Consider the following 16,412-nt stretch of genomic DNA (forward strand, 5'->3'; position numbering starts at 1 on the left):
CGCTGCGAAAATCCCTCCCGCAACGGCCTCTTTAGCATAACGTCATTATGCGAACCAATTATGGTTTGAGTTTATACTTCTGACCATTAATGATTTTTTTGATTAACTCGAATGCAGCGGGGGAATATTTATGAACACCTTCCTTCCCCGTTTTCACTAGCACATGATAGTTATTATCTGAGGATTTAATATTAAAACCAGTTTCCTTGTGTATTCTTTCTAATACTTTATGGACGTAATGCCAAGATCCCATATCAAGTAATTTTGCAAGTTCAGATATGGTGTAGGGATAGCTTGCGTTAAGTGCTTGCCCATTATTTAACTCTGCAATTCCATAAAGTTTCGCTAACACGTTATCTTGCTCAGCAATGTTCTTAAGCATTTCAAAATCATATGGAAGCTCTTGTTTTACAAGAGATTGAGAGGCAAATGTATAGGTTCTGGCTAATAGCGCCCTGACTAATTTTGGGTTAACACTGATTTCTGGCGTATTTGACGATAGGGCATCATAAATCCAACCGAAATCATTGGCATAGATCACTTTGATTCGGATGCTTTTATTTTCACCAACACCAATCAAAATCTCTTTCTGGTGTGAACCTGTACCTTCACATTCTGGACTAAAGGAAACCAAATAAATATTCGGAATCAAAGCGTTATTTGGCGCAATTATCTCATCAATATCAGACAGGATGGCTTTAATATTCTCATCATTAATACTATAGCCAATGAAGAACAACGGATGCTCGACGAAATATGTTAAAAGTTTTGCACTGATATACTTTTTACGCTTATAAAACTCAACATAGTCTTCATTTGTTATAATGATGCTTTCTGGTTCTTTACTACTGCCGTGAATCTTCATGATTTCACCGTATGTAGTATAGTTAACAGTCACAACATTATGGCCAACTATCGGTTGGTAGTTATCAAATATCTTTTCAAGCAGATCGTCATAGTTTGTTGTAATAATGGCATGGGGCCTTACTTTTTTTAACTTTTCAATTTCTTCAGTGTACTCCATTGCTGAAAAATCAACCGAGTCTGAAAGGTTATTCAACAATGTTGCAATCTCATGCTTGATATATATATCTTTAGAGCTTTTTCCATTGAAATACTGTTCAGGATAACGAGATGTCCCCACATCCCAAGCCCACTCAGCGTATGACTCAGAAAAATCACTTGCTATCATTGGTTTATTGTCATTTCTTGTTTGACTGTAGTAACCATACGGGCGAGTGATTAATGGGCAAGTTTCAGCGAGATACTTTAACAGGTTTTCCCAATCAGGAGCTTTCAAGTAGCGTTGAGATACCCCTGCACCCATAAAGAGAATTGGCTGTACCTGTAAACCTTCAAGACATGATTTGATATCTTCAATTATTTCTGTCTGATATTCAGAGAAGTCCATACTTTAGCCTTTAGGATGTGAGATGCTGGAGTAGTAAATCGCCGCGGAGCGGTTCGGGGTTCTGTGACACCCGAATTTTACCTCGGTTTCCTTTGTATATAATATCATTGAAGTTATTTGCATTTCTCAGAAATCTTCTCTGGCTTTGATTGCTATAGCCGAAAGATAGCGCACACTTCGCCGTTGGTCAGTTAGTACGAGGTTTCCGCCAAGTTCACCTTTTACCAAAGATGGCCTCAGAGCTTCCCTGAAGCTTTATCATGGTTTCAAGTAGGTCATCTTCGTTCAGTGAGCGCTGAGATTTGTTGATGCTAGGCGCGTGCCGTCTGCGGGAAGGCTCATCACCAGAACAAGGTAACGATAGTGAGCGATTATTGTCCCGTTTTCTCTGGACCTGACGGGCAACATCCAACACATGGCCAAGTCTCTTGTTATCTACAATGGCGACGGGCTCAACCTCAGAAAGCCGGTCATAGGTGGAGTAGGGTAGCAGCACGCCATTTAGTCGCAGCTCCTTATGTCCGTCAGGATAATGCCAGACATCAATATACTTGCCGATGGCTCTTCGACTGTACTCGTTGTCCTCAATCAGATAGAGCATTTTATCGTATTGTACAGTCAGATTTTTTGATACCCGGCGAGGCTCTCGCCAGGTAAATTCTGCATCAAGGTCATCGTCTAATGCCAGCGGCCGGTACGCGTTAAAATCATGCAAGGGTTCTTTGGCAAAGCGCCGGTTATAATCCGCCATGTATTCTTCTGCAAATGCATTGGCCGCTTCTATTGTACAGATCCCCTTAAGCCTGAGCTCCTTAACGAGTCGGTCCTGAAGTGTCAAATGAGCACGTTCAACGCGGCCTTTTGCCTGGCTGGTTTCAGCACACAAAGGAGTAATATTAAGGCAGCGCATGGCCCTGGCAAACTGGGTATCGCCGAGACCGGTGGTGGCGTGCTTATTATTGACTCTGAATACGCTGGCTTTATCGCTGTAGAGGATCATCGGTTTACCGTATTCAGTGGTGGTCGCAGCCATCAATTTGTATCAGCTCGCCAGTACAAGGACGCCGGTAACGAGGCTGATGAATTTTCGGTGCGCGTTGTCTGCGGGGGATCCAGAGTCCCGCGTTTATCATGAGACGTCGGATGGTTTCCTTTCCAAGGACCAGACCGTGAACTTCCTCCAGCTTTTCCCGCGCCAGCGTGGGGCCAAAATCACGGTAGTGCTCCCGGATTATACTGAGTGCCTCCAATGAGCCACAAATAGAACATTAGCATTGAGCCTCTATAATTTTGGTGCGCATAATGTATATTATGTTAAATGTGGTGGGTTTGTTCTTAAGTTCATGTGTTCCGCTCTTTCAGTAGCTTAACTGATGAATCAGTCAGCAGCTCTTGCCGTGCAAGCTACGCGGCGGTTCGTACCAGATTGGCCACCTCCATCTCCTGGTTCGCTTTCCCCTCCCCCCGGTAAACCTCACCCAACGTTAATTAATGATGTCAGTATGTGGGCGCTATCCTTGTATGTAAAATCCACTGACGTGTAGCCGAACTGGCCGAACGCCATCTGGTGTCAATGACGGAAATATCTCTCGCTTGGCTGCTGACAAAAGTCACATCACCTGTCGTAGGGGCTACAAAAAAAGCTCATGTCGATGGCGCGGTAAACGCAGTAAATCTTCAACTAAGTCCGGAGGAAATTCAGTTTCTGGAAGAAACCTACCAGCCGCATGTTCTGACGGGGGTCATGGCGCAAAATACGCCGCAAACGAAAGATGTTAAGCAGGTCTGGATGCGATAGCCCTTATTCACTTTTCCTCCTCTCGTCTTTGAGAGCGCCAGTAGCGGTCGGTTACGTTCTTACCAGCACCAGTTGATCGAACGTCTTAAACAGTAACGTCAGTAAAAAGATCATCGTGAAAAAGACTTTTATGCTTTTAATTTGCATGCAAATAAGCAGCCCTGTCTTTGCAACAAAACCGGACGCGCCGAATAAGCCGGAGATGAATATCTTCGAGCTCGGCATCAGACCCGATCGGGACAACGACTTTGCAGACGTGGCCAGACAGACGATTTCCGCTTCGGTTGATCATGAAGCAGGTACACTGGCGATGTATGCCCTGCAACGCAGCGACAATTCAGGTCAGGCATTCATGTTCGAACTCTATGAAAATGAGCGTGCTTATCGCAAACATCTCAATGCCGCCCCATACAAAGCATTCGCTGCTCGTGCACCTGACATTATTGACAGGAAGAAGAAAATTACCCTGGAGCCACAGTTTCTGGGCGACAAACACATCATACCGAATGAACGAACTATCAATAATCTGGTGATCGTCGAAGTAAAGCCTGAATTTCAGAGCGAATTTAGAAACATCGTCCTTCCTGAAATGGTCGAGTCGCTCAAAGTAGAGAAAGGCGTGTTAGCCATGTATGCCGGTACAGATTCAGAGACTCCAAAACGCTGGTATTTCTATGAGATTTACGCCAGTGAGGAGGATTATCAACTGCACCGACAAACGCTGCACTTCCTGGATTACCTCAGGCAAACGGCGCATATGAGCGCCAGGAAGGACGCAATCCCGGTAAAACCGGTATTTCTTCGTAACAAAGGCGGAATCAAACAGGAGCCGCAACGTTGACCAGTAAGGATTAACATGAAAAGCGTACTTGCAGCAGCGGCTATGTCGCTTGTTATTTCTGATTTTGCTAATGCTGAGGAAACAAGAGGTAAAGCTATGATGAAAATAGAACCGTCAGCGATTTCGGAAGCTGATATTCGTTCCGTCTCACCGGCTCTCGCGCGCTTTGGTCGCGAAGCTATTACTGAAGATCTGTGGACACGCGACGCCCTCTCACCGAGGGATCGTAGTGTGGTGACCGTCGCCATGCTGATTGCCCGCAACCAGCCTGCCGAGCTTAAGCACTATATTGACGTCGCTCTCGATAGCGGCGTGACGCCAGCGGAATTATCAGAAATCATTACCCATCTGGCGTTCTACTCAGGTTGGCCAAATGCAATGTCAGCCGTCAGCGTGACCAAAGCAGTATTTGAAACTCGTGGCGTCACGCCAGATGCGCTTCCTGACGCTTCTCCGGACCTGCTTCCTCTCAATCAGGAAGCAGAAAAGCAGCGTTCAGAGACAGTGGAAAAAAATGTTGGCCCAATATCTCCAGGCCTGGTTAAATTCACTGCTGATCCACTCTTCCTGGATCTATGGCAAAGACCCGCGCTGAAACCCCGCGACAGAAGCCTGATTACGGTCAGCGCCTTAATCGCATCCGGACAGAGCGCGCAGATTGGCTATCACCTCAATAGAGCAATGGATAATGGACTTTCTGTTGAGGAAGCTGGTGAGATCGTTACCCAGGCCGCCTTCTATGCTGGCTGGCCAAACGCATTTACCGCTGCTCCGGTTGTGGGAGAGGTGCTAAACAATCGATCATCGAGTAAAAGGTAACATTACCGAACACTAAAACCTGACGCACATCACAACATTAGAACGAACAGTTCATGAACCAATAAGCGTAACATCGAGTGATTTATGGACAGCGTTTAACACAGTTATGAACCAAAACTGAGTTCATAACTGTGAGTTTGAATCGCCATTTGATTAATATCCATTTAAAACAGTTTGTTATGCTGTTTCTGGTGCTGAAGTCAATTATGTATATCCCTCAAACCCAGAATAGTTAAATGGAATTTGAGTGATGCGAAGCGATTTTCCAGTCGTCGTTATTACTTCAGGGTTCCAGAACATAAAGCCTCTCCTCTTTCATGATTGGCCTGTGCATACCGGATATAGGCTGGCTGGTATGCAGGTTTGCCGTTTGCCGCATCTTCCCTGCGTTGAAGAGTCAGGCTGGCAAACCGCGTGCAAATGAACACCCCCACTTTCCATCAACACTTCAGACAGCTTGCGGGAATGAGTCCACTCCGGTATCAGAAATGGCTACGCCTCAATGAAGCCAGGCGACTGATGCTGAATGAACATTACGATGTCACCACTGCAGCCTATGCTGTCGGTTACGAAAGCTTATCCCATTTCAGTCGGGAATATTCGCGGATGTTTGGAGAGTCACCTAAGAGAGATATTACCGGGTTAAGAAAGTCTGTCGGTCAGCTTTAATAAACCCTGCACTTATCTGTTTAGAGCAATTCCGTGTTAGTTACACCAGTCAAACATTAACCATAGCTAATATTTTATAGCCATATAAACCATTGGCCGCTCTTGACCTTTCCTGACACTTCCCTTGTTCGCAATAATATTCTGTTTAGTCGCTGTTTATAAATAACATGCATAATGAAATCGTAATGTTATTTAGCGACATAAAATGTCTTTGCAAATACCCTCTACAACAAGTGCTGCAATAAACTTGTTGTGATTAGGTGTCCTTGTAATTTAAAGATATTATCGTTCTTCGTGAAATGTAATAACCCTGGAAACTATATTCTCAGGGCAATATCCCATCAAGAATGATTCTTGTTTTATAAGCAATAACAGAATGACTTAATTGTTAACTTTCTTTATTCAGCTACTTAAATATAAATTTTGGAGAATTATGAAACTCAAACATGTCGGTATGATTGTCGTTTCTGTGTTGGCGATGTCGTCTGCTGCGGTAAGCGCAGCCGAGGGTGATGAATCAGTAACGACCACTGTTAATGGCGGTGTTATTCATTTTAAAGGTGAAGTGGTAAATGCCGCTTGTGCGATTGATTCAGAATCAATGAACCAAACGGTTGAGCTGGGTCAGGTCCGTTCTTCTCGTCTGGCTAAAGCGGGTGACCTCAGCTCCGCCGTTGGCTTCAATATCAAGCTGAATGATTGTGATACCAATGTTTCCAGTAATGCAGCTGTTGCATTCCTGGGTACTACTGTCACCAGTAATGACGATACGTTAGCGCTGCAGAGTTCAGCGGCAGGCTCTGCCCAAAATGTCGGTATTCAAATTTTGGACCGTACGGGTGAGGTATTAATACTTGATGGTGCCACTTTTAGCGCTAAAACTGACTTGATTGATGGCACGAATATACTGCCGTTCCAGGCTCGTTATATTGCTCTCGGGCAGTCAGTAGCTGGTACTGCAAACGCTGATGCGACCTTCAAAGTTCAATATCTATAATTCAATCTTAAGGTGGCTATACGTCATCTGAAATTGAAACAGGGTGTGTGTGGCATGGCTACGCACACCCGAGCAATTCACCAATGTTCATCTCATTATTAATGAGGAATAGTTTGTGTTTTGGAGCGGTATGAAAAAATCACATAATATCTAAACGATCAATAAACAACAGTAGTTAAACTTACTGTTATTTAAAATATTTACTTTGTAGCAAGGTTTTCCTATTAAAAGAGAACCAACATTTATTACAAACGCATTAAGTCTGGAAACCCGGCGAGTCGCCAATGTATTAGCAACATTTACCGATTGTCTGATGTAACGGTTTCCCCGCTTATCCTCTTAACACATGGAGAATGCATCAGATGCAAACTAGGCGTACCCCCTACTCTATTTCCTTTATGGCGACAGTGTTACTTTTATTGCTCTTTGCTTGCCATAGCACCGTTGCCAACGCAGCTGTCGCACTGGGTGCGACGCGGGTAATTTATCCGGCAAACCAGAAACAGGTTTTATTGCCTGTCACGAATAATGATCCTGCCAGTGTCTATCTCATTCAGTCATGGATAGAAAATGAGGGTGACCAAAAAGACACCCAGTTTGTCATTACGCCACCGCTTTTTTCCATGCAAGGTAAAAAAGAGAATACGCTGCGGATAATCAACGCCACTAATCATCAGTTACCAGGCGACCGTGAAAGCCTGTTCTGGGTTAATGTTAAAGCTATTCCTGCTATGGAAAAAGATCAGAAGAATGAGAATACATTACAGCTGGCAATTATTAGCCGCATAAAAATGTTTTATCGCCCCACGAACCTGGCAATGGCACCTGAAGAAGCGCCTGCAATGCTTCGGTTTCGTCGCAGCGGCAGCAAACTCACTCTTATTAATCCAACGCCCTACTTCATTACCGTAACAAATATGAAAGCAGGAAATAGCAATCTCCCAAACACCATGGTGCCGCCAAAAGGTGAAGTATCGGTGGATATCCCGCATGCTGCAACCGGGGATATCAGTTTTCAGACGATCAATGATTACGGTGCATTAACTCCGCGTATTAAGGCAACCATGCAATAAGCCAGTGACCTAATTAATAATAAACTCAATCGGAATTAAAAATGACAGCCTTTCGTGCCGCATTTAAGGCATATCGTATGCATCAGGTGTTACTACTGCCTCGCTTTGCACGGCTTACCATTGCCCTTGGCTTAGCAACTGCGGTATTTCCCGTTGACGCAGAGTATTATTTTAATCCACGGTTTTTAAGCAATGATCTTGCTGAATCTGTCGATTTATCCGCCTTTACTAAGGGACGCGAGGCACCACCTGGTACATATCGGGTCGACATTTATTTGAACGACGAATTTATGACTAGTCGGGATATTACTTTTATTGCAGATGATAATAACGCAGATCTCATCCCATGCCTGAGTACAGATCTTCTTGTCAGTCTTGGCATAAAAAAATCAGCGTTATTAGACAATAAAGAACATTTGGCAGAAAAACATGTGCCGGACAACAGCGCATGCACACCACTTCAGGATCGTTTGGCCGACGCATCAACTGAGTTTGATGTTGGTCAGCAACATTTGTCACTCTCCGTTCCGCAAATTTATGTTGGCAGAATGGCTCGCGGCTATGTTTCTCCTGATCTGTGGGAAGAAGGAATAAATGCTGGGCTTCTAAACTATAGTTTTAATGGTAATTCTATTAATAATCGTAGTAACCATAATGCAGGAAAATCCAACTATGCATATTTGAATTTACAGAGTGGCATCAACATTGGTAGTTGGCGACTGCGCGATAACTCAACGTGGAGTTATAACAGTGGGAGTAGCAATTCATCTGACAGCAATAAATGGCAGCACATCAATACGTCGGCTGAACGTGACATTATTCCCTTACGCTCACGCTTAACGGTAGGTGATAGTTATACCGATGGCGATATTTTTGATAGTGTGAACTTTCGTGGCCTCAAAATAAATTCAACAGAAGCGATGTTGCCCGATAGCCAACATGGTTTCGCTCCGGTGATTCATGGTATTGCCCGCGGCACCGCACAAGTGAGTGTAAAACAGAATGGATACGATGTTTATCAGACTACTGTCCCACCCGGCCCTTTTACTATTGATGATATCAACTCTGCGGCCAATGGTGGTGATCTGCAAGTAACCATAAAAGAGGCAGACGGCAGTATTCAGACATTATATGTTCCTTATTCGTCTGTTCCGGTTCTCCAACGTGCTGGATATACGCGTTATGCGCTTGCCATGGGGGAATATCGTAGTGGAAATAACCTGCAAAGCTCCCCCAAGTTCATACAAGGTAGCTTGATGCATGGACTGGAAGGAAACTGGACACCTTATGGCGGAATGCAAATTGCAGAAGATTATCAAGCCTTCAACCTTGGTATTGGTAAAGATTTAGGACTTTTTGGTGCCTTTTCTTTCGATATCACGCAGGCCAATACGACACTTGCAGATGGCACCCGTCACAGCGGGCAATCGATTAAATCCGTCTACAGCAAATCCTTCTACCAGACGGGAACCAATATCCAGGTCGCAGGATATCGCTATTCTACGCAAGGTTTTTATAACTTATCCGACAGTGCCTACAGTCGAATGAGTGGTTACACCGTCAAGCCTCCTACCGGAGACAGCAATGAGCAGACACAATTTATTGATTATTTTAATCTGTTCTACAGTAAGCGTGGTCAGGAACAAATAAGCATCTCTCAGCAGCTTGGAAATTACGGTACGACATTTTTCAGTGCCAGTCGCCAAAGTTACTGGAACACGTCACGCAGCGACCAGCAAATATCATTTGGATTAAATGTGCCGTTTGGTGATATTACGACTTCGCTGAATTACAGCTATTCCAATAATATATGGCAAAACGATCGGGATCATTTACTTGCTTTTACGCTTAATGTTCCCTTCAGTCATTGGATGCGTACAGACAGTCAGTCGGCATTTCGTAATTCAAACGCCAGTTACAGTATGTCAAACGATTTGAAAGGCGGCATGACCAATCTATCGGGGGTTTATGGCACTCTGCTGCCGGATAATAACCTGAATTATAGCGTTCAGGTCGGTAACACCCACGGGGGTAATACATCGTCTGCCACCAGTGGTTACAGTTCTCTTAATTATCGTGGAGCTTACGGTAATACTAATGTCGGTTACAGTCGGAGTGGTGACAGCAGCCAGATTTATTACGGAATGAGTGGTGGGATTATTGCTCATGCTGATGGCATCACCTTTGGTCAGCCGCTGGGCGACACAATGGTTCTGGTTAAGGCTCCTGGCGCTGATAATGTCAAAATAGAGAACCAGACCGGAATTCATACCGACTGGCGTGGCTATGCCATATTACCATTTGCGACAGAATATAGAGAAAATCGTGTCGCTCTTAACGCGAATTCCCTTGCAGATAATGTTGAACTGGATGAAACCGTTGTCACTGTCATCCCAACTCACGGTGCTATTGCCAGAGCAACATTTAATGCACAAATCGGCGGGAAAGTATTAATGACGTTGAAGTACGGTAATAAGAGCGTTCCATTCGGTGCAATTGTCATACATGGTGAGAATAAAAATGGCAGCATTGTCGCGGAAAACGGTCAGGTTTATCTGACTGGACTTCCACAGTCAGGGAAATTACAGGTTTCATGGGGCAAAGATAAAAACTCAAACTGTATTGTCGAGTACAAGCTTCCTGAAGTTTCTCCTGGTACCTTACTGAACCAGCAGACAGCAATCTGTCGCTAAGGAACAATAGATTATGAAATACAATAACATTATTTTCCTCGGTTTATGTCTGGGGTTAACCACCTATTCTGCTTTATCCGCAGATAGCGTTATTAAAATTAGCGGGCGCGTCCTCGATTATGGCTGCACAGTCTCATCGGATTCGCTTAATTTTACCGTAGATCTCCAAAAAAACAGTGCCAGACAATTTCCAACGACCGGTAGCACAAGTCCAGCCGTCCCTTTTCAGATTACGTTAAGTGAATGCAGTAAAGAGACAACGGGGGTTCGGGTTGCATTTAACGGTATTGAGGATGCAGAAAATAATACTCTGTTGAAACTGGATGAAGGAAGCAATACGGCCTCCGGTTTGGGTATAGAAATACTGGACGGAAATATGCGTCCGGTGAAATTGAATGACCTTCATGCCGGGATGCAGTGGATCCCACTGATACCAGAACAGAACAATATTTTGCCTTACTCCGCTCGTCTGAAGTCAACTCAGAAGTCCGTCAATCCGGGACTGGTGAGGGCTTCGGCAACCTTTACCCTTGAATTTCAATAATCAGAGTCAGATATGAAAAGACTTCACAAGAGGTTCCTGTTAGCTACGTTTTGCGCGTTATTCACAGTAACTCTCCAGGCCGCCGATGTCACTATCACTGTTAATGGTCGGGTAGTCGCTAAACCCTGCACTATTCAAACCAAAGAAGCTAACGTTAATCTCGGGGATCTTTATACGCGCAATCTGCAACAACCTGGTTCTGCATCAGGCTGGCACAATATTACTTTGTCATTAACCGATTGTCCGGTTGAAACAAGTGCAGTGACGGCAATCGTGACAGGTTCAACTGACAATACGGGTTATTACAAAAATGAAGGTACTGCCGAAAATATTCAGATAGAGCTAAGGGATGACCAGGATGCGACGTTAAAAAATGGCGATAGCAAAACGGTTATTGTTGATGAGATCACTCGTAATGCACAGTTTCCACTTAAGGCAAGAGCTATCACGGTGAATGGAAACGCAAGCCAGGGAACGATCGAGGCGCTAATCAATGTGATCTACACCTGGCAATAACGTCGATTCGATTTTCTTAGCCTCCTTTTTAAATCAATTTTTTAACCTTAGGATATATCATGGGTAAAACAATAAGTATGAAGCTTCTGTTCGGTATTTATCTTCTATTAATGGCAGGCAAAGTTTTTGCCTTCAGTTGTAATGTCGATGGCGGGTCAAGTATTGGAGCAGGTACAACCTCTGTTTATGTTAATCTCGACCCTGTAATACAACCGGGCCAGAATCTGGTTGTAGACTTGTCTCAGCACATAAGTTGCTGGAATGATTACGGCGGCTGGTACGACACTGATCATATAAACCTGGTACAAGGCTCAGCTTTCGCAGGCTCTCTACAGTCATATAAAGGATCGCTGTACTGGAATAATGTGACCTACCCCTTCCCGTTGACGACAAATACTAATGTATTAGATATTGGTGATAAGACACCGATGCCATTACCGTTAAAACTCTATATTACCCCAGTCGGTGCGGCCGGTGGAGTTGTCATAAAAGCCGGGGAAGTTATTGCCCGTATTCATATGTATAAAATTGCCACGTTAGGAAGTGGAAATCCGCGTAATTTTACGTGGAATATTATTTCAAATAACAGTGTTGTTATGCCAACAGGCGGCTGCACCGTTGATAGTCGTAATGTCAACGTGAATCTCCCGGACTTTCCTGGAAGCGCAGAAATACCCCTTGGCGTATATTGCTCAAGTGAACAAAAGCTCTCATTTTATCTTTCGGGTGCTACCACTGACAGTGCCAGACAAGTGTTTGCTAACACAGCACCAGATGCAACAAAAGCATCGGGAGTGGGTGTCTCTCTGATGCGTAATGGAAAAATACTGGCTACGGGAGAAAACGTCTCCCTGGGGACAGTAAATAAAAGCAAAGTACCTCTGGGTTTAAGCGCAACCTATGGACAAACAGGAAACAAGGTTGCAGCCGGAACCGTCCAGTCAGTCATTGGTGTCACTTTTATCTATGAATAATTGTGATTTTGACATTGGTCTATGCGCTCCATTCACGAAAATTGCGCGGATATTTATTTTGTGAAGGCTATTATCCTACATCTGTAAGAAAATCCGCGCACAATTGAAGCCAGAGTCTTATTTTTTATATTGAAAAATATGTTAATTTAAACACTATGAGAGATGATGCTTAATTTATCGTATTTAATCTTTTGTTTAACGATAATAGATTAAAATAGAAAGAGAGTAGTCCCCTACTCTTATATATCCATGTTGACGATAATCCCTTTGTATATACTGTGCATCATCGCTATTACAAATCCTAATAATTCATTTCCACACAGGATAAGCAGATGAAGAAAAAAATTGAATCCTACCAGGGAGCTGCCGGTGGTTGGGGTGCTGTTAAATCCGTAGCGAATGCAGTACGTAAGCAGATGGATATACGCCAGGATGTTATTGCCATGTTTGACATGAATAAGCCAGAGGGCTTTGACTGTCCGGGTTGTGCATGGCCAGATCCTAAGCACAGTGCGTCATTCGACATTTGTGAAAACGGCGCAAAAGCAATCGCCTGGGAAGTCACGGATAAGCAGGTAAACGCCTCTTTCTTTGCTGAGAATACGGTTCAATCATTACTTACCTGGGGAGACCACGAGCTTGAGGCTGCGGGGCGTCTCACCCAGCCTTTGAAATATGATGCCGTCAGCGACTGTTACAAGCCATTAAGCTGGCAACAAGCTTTCGACGAAATTGGCGAACGCCTTCAAAGCTATAGTGATCCCAATCAGGTTGAATTCTATACTTCGGGCCGCACTTCCAATGAAGCTGCCTTTCTTTATCAGCTTTTTGCCCGTGAATACGGGAGCAATAACTTCCCCGACTGCTCCAACATGTGCCATGAACCGACCAGTGTGGGTTTGGCAGCGAGTATCGGTGTAGGTAAAGGGACCGTGTTGCTGGAAGACTTTGAGAAATGCGATTTAGTCATTTGCATTGGGCATAACCCTGGTACAAACCACCCTCGCATGTTGACTTCGTTGCGCGCTTTAGTGAAACGGGGAGCGAAAATGATCGCCATCAATCCTCTACAGGAACGTGGCCTGGAGCGATTTACCGCACCGCAAAACCCGTTTGAAATGCTGACGAACTCTGAGACTCAGTTGGCCAGTGCCTACTATAACGTGCGCATTGGTGGTGATATGGCGTTGCTCAAGGGGATGATGCGCCTGTTAATTGAGCGCGATGATGCTGCAAGCGCCGCAGGTCGGCCCTCATTGCTGGATGACGAATTTATTCAAACGCATACCGTCGGCTTTGACGAGCTACGCCGTGACGTGCTCAATTCCGAGTGGAAAGATATCGAACGTATTTCTGGATTAAGTCAGACTCAAATCGCCGAACTGGCTGATGCATATGCCGCTGCCGAACGCACCATTATCTGTTACGGAATGGGGATCACTCAGCACGAACATGGTACCCAGAATGTACAGCAACTGGTCAATCTGCTGTTGATGAAAGGTAACATTGGCAAGCCTGGTGCGGGTATCTGCCCACTACGAGGTCACTCTAATGTACAGGGCGACCGAACCGTCGGTATCACCGAGAAACCGTCTGCAGAGTTTCTGGCTCGCCTGGGTGAGCGCTATGGTTTCACCCCACCTCATGCACCTGGACATGCTGCAATTGCCAGCATGCAAGCAATATGTACGGGGCAGGCTCGAGCATTGATCTGCATGGGGGGCAACTTTGCTCTGGCAATGCCAGATCGGGAAGCGAGCGCTGTACCGTTAACACAATTAGATCTGACGGTACACGTAGCCACTAAGCTTAACCGCTCTCATCTGCTGACCGCACGGCATAGCTATATTCTGCCGGTTCTGGGACGCAGCGAGATTGACATGCAAAAAAGCGGTGCGCAGGCGGTAACCGTTGAGGATTCAATGTCGATGATTCATGCCTCGCGTGGCGTGTTAAAACCCGCCGGTGTAATGCTGAAATCAGAGTGTGCAGTGGTCGCGGGAATCGCGCAGGCAGCACTACCCCAGAGCGTGGTAGCCTGGGAGTATCTGGTGGAAGATTATGATCGCATTCGCAATGACATTGAAGCTGTGCTGCCAGAGTTCGCCGACTATAACCAGCGCATCCGTCATCCCGGTGGTTTTCACCTGATAAATGCAGCTGCTGAAAGGCGCTGGATGACGCCGTCAGGTAAGGCTAATTTCATTACCAGTAAAGGGCTGTTAGAAGATCCCTCTTCAGCGTTTAACAGTAAGCTAGTCATGGCGACAGTACGCAGTCACGATCAGTACAACACGACGATTTATGGTATGGATGATCGCTATCGAGGGGTATTCGGTCAACGAGATGTGGTCTTTATGAGTGCTAAACAAGCTAAAATTTGCCGTGTAAAAAACGGCGAAAGAGTTAATCTTATTGCGCTTACGCCAGACGGTAAGCGAAGCTCACGCCGCATGGATAGATTAAAAGTGGTCATTTACCCTATGGCTGACCGCTCACTGGTGACCTATTTTCCAGAATCGAATCACATGCTAACACTTGATAACCACGATCCATTAAGTGGCATTCCTGGCTATAAAAGTATTCCGGTTGAATTAGAACCATCAAATTAATTCGCCTCCTCATTTCTTCTGCTGTCATCCGCACAGCAGAAGAATTCCTCATTGACCATTGTCGCGCAATTTACTCACATGTGCTAAATTAAACTGCTCGTTATAAGATATATACCTCCGCCTACAGCTGTAAGAAACTCCGCTCAGTACTGAAGCGCCAGTCCTATTTCCTCTATTCTCCAGCCTGTTATATTAAGCATACTGATTAACGATTTTTAACGTTATCCGCTAAATAAACATATTTGAAATGCATGCGACCACAGTGAAAAACAAAATCACGCAAAGAGACAACTATAAAGAAATCATGTCTGTAATTGTGGTTGTCTTATTACTGACACTTACGTTGATAGCCATTTTTTCGGCAATTGATCAGCTGGGTATTTCAGAAATGGGTCGCATTGCAAGGGATCTTACACATTTCATTATCAATAGTTTGCAAGACTGAAAATAAACAGCAAATTATAAATATGAAATGTTAAAAAAGTATCGATAAAAACTTTATTGTTTTAAGGAGATAAAATGTCGCTCGTTTGTTCTGTTATATTTATTCATCATGCCTTCAACGCTAACATTTTAGATAAAGATTACGCCTTCTCTGACGGCGAGATCCTGATGGTAGATAACGCTGTTCGTACGCATTTTGAACCTTATGAGCGGCATTTCAAAGAAATCGGATTTAATGAAAATACCATTAAAAAATATCTACAATGCACTAACATCCAGACAGTGACGGTGCCTGTTCCTGCGAAGTTTTTACGTGCTTCAAATGTACCGACTGGATTGCTTAATGAAATGATTGCTTATCTCAACTCGGAAGAACGCAATCATCATAATTTTTCAGAACTTTTGCTTTTTTCTTGCCTGTCTATTTTTGCCGCATGCAAAGGTTTCATTACACTATTAACTAACGGTGTGCTATCCGTTTCTGGGAAAGTGAGAAATATTGTCAACATGAAGCTGGCGCACCCATGGAAGCTGAAAGATATTTGTGACTGCCTGTACATTAGTGAAAGCCTGTTGAAGAAAAAACTAAAGCAAGAGCAAACGACATTCTCACAGATTCTTTTAGATGCCAGAATGCAGCACGCAAAAAATTTGATACGCGTAGAAGGTTCAGTCAATAAAATTGCCGAACAATGTGGTTATGCGAGTACATCTTATTTTATTTATGCGTTCCGCAAACATTTTGGCAACAGTCCAAAGAGAGTTTCTAAGGAGTACCGTTGTCAAAGGCACACGGGTATGAATAAGGGCAACACGATGAATGCTTTAGCTATTTGATTATTTGCTAACGAGTAGTCAACCACGCACCCTACGTAAAAATTAAAATGGGGCAGCCATTCCCTGCCCCGCGTTGTTTTTAGGCGATATATTTATTGAAATAAACAAGTGACATTCATCACATATTTATGCATTTGCATAACCTGTTGCATGATTATTTATGATTTCAATTCGGAATTTTGTC

Annotated in this window: 12 protein-coding genes and 3 pseudogenes; 13 read left to right on the plus strand and 2 right to left on the minus strand. The window is 44.2% G+C overall.

What is annotated here, in order from left to right; all coding sequences use genetic code 11:
- Nucleotides 1-58: 58 nt before the first annotated feature.
- Together ACJHYD_RS19665 and ACJHYD_RS19670 are read right to left on the minus strand one after the other, a co-directional pair.
- Nucleotides 59-1,411 carry an SIR2 family NAD-dependent protein deacylase gene (locus tag ACJHYD_RS19665; protein ID WP_001551127.1) on the minus strand — a complete coding sequence of 451 codons (1,353 nt, stop codon included), beginning with the start codon at nt 1,409-1,411 and terminating at the stop codon, nt 59-61.
- 214 nt (nt 1,412-1,625) lie between these two features.
- A pseudogene (locus tag ACJHYD_RS19670) lies at nt 1,626-2,634 on the minus strand (ISNCY family transposase); the annotation flags it as partial.
- Nucleotides 2,635-2,948: 314 nt separating this feature from the next.
- Here ACJHYD_RS19670 and ACJHYD_RS19675 point away from each other — a divergent pair.
- The 13 genes and pseudogenes from ACJHYD_RS19675 to ydeO form a co-directional block, all read left to right on the plus strand.
- A pseudogene (locus ACJHYD_RS19675) lies at nt 2,949-3,209 on the plus strand (aldo/keto reductase); the annotation flags it as partial.
- Between the two features lie 145 nt (nt 3,210-3,354).
- Complete coding sequence (locus ACJHYD_RS19680) at nt 3,355-4,050, plus strand: putative quinol monooxygenase (RefSeq protein ID WP_001552076.1); 696 nt, start codon at nt 3,355-3,357, stop codon at nt 4,048-4,050.
- A 15-nt stretch (nt 4,051-4,065) separates the two neighbouring features.
- Nucleotides 4,066-4,869: a carboxymuconolactone decarboxylase family protein gene (locus ACJHYD_RS19685; RefSeq protein ID WP_000843778.1), complete on the plus strand. Its 804-nt coding sequence runs from the start codon at nt 4,066-4,068 to the stop codon at nt 4,867-4,869.
- A gap of 402 nt (nt 4,870-5,271) precedes the next feature.
- A pseudogene (locus tag ACJHYD_RS19690) lies at nt 5,272-5,538 on the plus strand (helix-turn-helix domain-containing protein); the annotation flags it as partial.
- Between the two features lie 433 nt (nt 5,539-5,971).
- Nucleotides 5,972-6,535: a type 1 fimbrial major subunit FimA gene (fimA, locus tag ACJHYD_RS19695; RefSeq protein ID WP_001296758.1), complete on the plus strand. Its 564-nt coding sequence runs from the start codon at nt 5,972-5,974 to the stop codon at nt 6,533-6,535.
- 362 nt (nt 6,536-6,897) lie between these two features.
- Nucleotides 6,898-7,608, plus strand: coding sequence for a fimbria/pilus periplasmic chaperone (locus tag ACJHYD_RS19700; RefSeq protein WP_001551119.1), 711 nt, complete (start codon nt 6,898-6,900; stop codon nt 7,606-7,608).
- Nucleotides 7,609-7,649: 41 nt separating this feature from the next.
- Nucleotides 7,650-10,301 (plus strand): fimbria/pilus outer membrane usher protein, encoded by a 2,652-nt coding sequence (locus tag ACJHYD_RS19705; RefSeq protein ID WP_001551118.1) that lies wholly within the window; start codon nt 7,650-7,652, stop codon nt 10,299-10,301.
- A gap of 13 nt (nt 10,302-10,314) precedes the next feature.
- A complete protein-coding gene (locus ACJHYD_RS19710) occupies nt 10,315-10,845 on the plus strand; it encodes a fimbrial protein (RefSeq protein ID WP_001551117.1) in 531 nt (176 codons plus the stop codon).
- Nucleotides 10,846-10,857: 12 nt separating this feature from the next.
- Nucleotides 10,858-11,361, plus strand: a complete 504-nt coding sequence (locus ACJHYD_RS19715; protein WP_001551116.1) for a fimbrial protein — start codon at nt 10,858-10,860, stop codon at nt 11,359-11,361.
- Between the two features lie 59 nt (nt 11,362-11,420).
- Nucleotides 11,421-12,335, plus strand: a complete 915-nt coding sequence (locus tag ACJHYD_RS19720; protein ID WP_000520696.1) for a fimbrial protein — start codon at nt 11,421-11,423, stop codon at nt 12,333-12,335.
- 332 nt (nt 12,336-12,667) lie between these two features.
- A complete protein-coding gene (ydeP, locus tag ACJHYD_RS19725) occupies nt 12,668-14,947 on the plus strand; it encodes an acid resistance putative oxidoreductase YdeP (RefSeq protein WP_000726711.1) in 2,280 nt (759 codons plus the stop codon).
- Between the two features lie 247 nt (nt 14,948-15,194).
- On the plus strand, nt 15,195-15,392 hold the full coding sequence (gene safA, locus ACJHYD_RS19730; protein WP_000543389.1) for a two-component system connector SafA: 198 nt from the start codon (nt 15,195-15,197) through the stop codon (nt 15,390-15,392).
- 74 nt (nt 15,393-15,466) lie between these two features.
- The gene (ydeO, locus tag ACJHYD_RS19735; RefSeq protein ID WP_000060471.1) at nt 15,467-16,228 is read left to right on the plus strand and encodes an acid stress response transcriptional regulator YdeO; all 762 of its coding nucleotides are present in this window, start codon (nt 15,467-15,469) and stop codon (nt 16,226-16,228) included.
- Nucleotides 16,229-16,412 lie beyond the last annotated feature (184 nt).

The organism is Escherichia sp. WS1368, assembly GCF_046487485.1.
GTDB classification, from domain to species: domain Bacteria; phylum Pseudomonadota; class Gammaproteobacteria; order Enterobacterales; family Enterobacteriaceae; genus Escherichia; species Escherichia coli.